The 2,632-nt window shown below is 74.8% G+C and carries 1 protein-coding gene; it reads left to right on the top strand.

The window, feature by feature from the left end:
- Positions 1–2,632, top strand: a 2,632-nt coding sequence (locus I0Q12_RS13060; protein WP_197252325.1) for a non-ribosomal peptide synthetase, incomplete at both ends; no start/stop codon positions are given.

Below are 2,632 nucleotides of genomic sequence, written 5' to 3'. Positions count from 1 at the left end.
CTCCGGCAGGGTGCGGGTGCTCTCCGCCGCCGAACACGCCGCGCTGGCCCCGGTCCGCGGCCCCGCCGGCGGCACCACCCGCACCCTGCCGGAGTTGTTCGCCGCGACCGCGGCGGCGCACCCGGACGCGATCGCGGTCACCGCCGGGGACCGGCAGCTGACCTACCGGGACCTCGACGAATGGTCGACCCGCGCCGCGCGGGTGCTGCTCGATCACGGGGTGGGCCCGGAAACGTTCGTGGCCCTGGGCATCGCCCGGTCCCTCGAGTCGGTGGCCGCGATGTGGGCGATCACCAAGACGGGCGCGGCGTTCGTGCCGGTCGACCCGAACTATCCGCCGGAGCGCATCGCGTTCGTGCTCGACGACTGCGGCGCCACCGTCGGGGTGACCACCACCGCGCACCGCGACCGGCTGCCCGAGGCGGTGCCGTGGCTGATGCTCGACGATCCCGCGCTCGCCGCGCGGATCGCCACCGCCGCCGCCGACCCGGTCACCGACGCCGTCCGGCCGGCGACGCTGCGGCTCGACCATCCCGCCTACCTGATCTACACCTCCGGCTCCACCGGCCGACCCAAGGGCGTGGTGACCACCCACCGCAGCCTGGAGAACTTCGCGATCGACCAGCGGCGCCGCTTCGCGACCGGCCCGGGCTCGCGGGTCATGCACTTCTCGTCGCCGAGCTTCGACGCGTCGATCTTCGAGTACCTGGGCGCGTTCGGGTCCGGCGCCACCCTGGTGGTGGTGCCCCCGACCGTGTACGGCGGCGACGAACTGGCCCGGGTGCTGCGCGAGCAGCGGGTCACCCACGGGTTCATCACCCCGGCGGCGCTGGCGTCGCTGCGGCCCGCCGACATCCCCGACTTCGTCGATCTCGCCGTCGGCGGCGAGGCCTGGCAGCCCGAGCTGCGTGACGCGTGGGCGCCGGGCCGGCGGCTGGTCAACGCGTACGGGCCGACCGAGACGACGATCATGGCGGCGATCAGCGACCCGATGAGCGTCGACAGCCCCCTCACCCTCGGCGGCCCGCTGCCCGGGGTGCACGCGGTGATCCTCGACCGGGCACTGCGCCCGGTGCCGGTCGGGGTGCCCGGCGAGCTGTATCTGGCCGGGTTGGGCCTGGCCCGCGGCTATCACGCCCGCCCGGACCTGACCGCCGCCCGGTTCGTCGCCGACCCCTACGGGCAGCCGGGTGAGCGGATGTACCGCACCGGCGACATCGCCCGCTGGACCGCGGCGCGGGAGCTGGAGTACGTGGGCCGCTCCGACTTCCAGGTGAAGGTCCGCGGGTTCCGCATCGAACTCGGCGAGATCGACGCGGCGCTGACCGCCCACCCGGATGTGTCCTTCGCGGTGACCCTCGGGCACACCGCCGCGTCCGGCGACACCGTCCTGGTCGCGTACGTGCTGCCCGAACCCGGCCGCACCGTCGACGCCGACACCCTGAAAGCCCATGTGGCGGAACTGTTGCCCGCGCACATGGTGCCCGCCGGGGTGGTTGCCCTGGACGAGCTGCCGCTGACCCCGGTCGGCAAGCTCGACCGCCGCGCCCTGCCGGTGCCGGACCTGACCGCGACCGACGGCTCCTACCAGGCGCCGGCCACCGACCTGGAGACGATCGTCGCCGCGGAACTGGCCGCGGTGCTCGGCACCGACCGGATCTCGGTGACCGACAGCTTCTTCGACATCGGCGGCAACTCGCTGATCGCGACCCGCGCGGTCGCGCGCCTCGGCGCCACCCTCGGCACCGACATCCCGGTGCGCGCCCTGTTCGAGAACCCGACCGTGCGGGCCGTGGCCGCGCACCTGGCCGACATCGGCGCCGCCCCGGCCGCCGGGGCGCTGGTGCCGCAGCCGCGCCCGGACCGCATCCCGCTGTCCCCGGCGCAGCAGCGCATGTGGTTCATCAACCAGTTCGACACCGCCTCGGCGGCCTACAACATTCCGCTCGGGATCCGGCTGAGCGGGCACCTGTCGGTCGCCGCGCTCGGGGCGGCGTTGCACGACGTGCTCGACCGGCACGAGAGCCTGCGCACCGTCTACCCGACCGGGCCGCACGGCCCGAGCCAGCGCATCCTCGCCGCCGACGACGTGCCGCTGAACCTGGACGTGGTCACCACCGACGAACAGGACGCGCTGGACCGGATCCGCGAGTTCGTCGCCACCGGCTTCGACGTCACCGTCGATGTGCCGCTGCGGGCCCGGCTGTTTGCCGTCGGCCGCGACGAGCACATCGCGGTGCTGGTGGTCCATCACATCGCCGCCGACGGGGCGTCCGCCGAGCCGCTGGCCCGCGACCTGATCACCGCCTATCACGCCCGCACCCGCGGGGAGCGGCCCGCGTGGCAGCCGCTGCCGGTGCAGTACGCCGACTACGCGCTGTGGCAGAACGAGCGGCTCGGCGACGCCGGCGATCCCACCTCCCGCGCCGCCGCGCAGCTGGCGCACTGGCGTCGTGCCCTGGCGGGCCTGCCGGACGTGCTGACCCTGCCCACCGACCGGCCGCGCCCGCCGCGGCAGTCCTTCCGCGGCGACATCGTCCGGTTCCACATCGACGCCGAGCTGCAGGCGCGGCTGCAGCGGCTCGCCGCCGGCCGCGACACCACCCTGTTCATGGCGGTGCACGCCGCCCTG

The organism is Rhodococcus sp. CX, assembly GCF_015865005.1.
Lineage (GTDB): Bacteria > Actinomycetota > Actinomycetes > Mycobacteriales > Mycobacteriaceae > Rhodococcus.
This window is presented reverse-complemented; position numbering and strand designations above follow the sequence as displayed.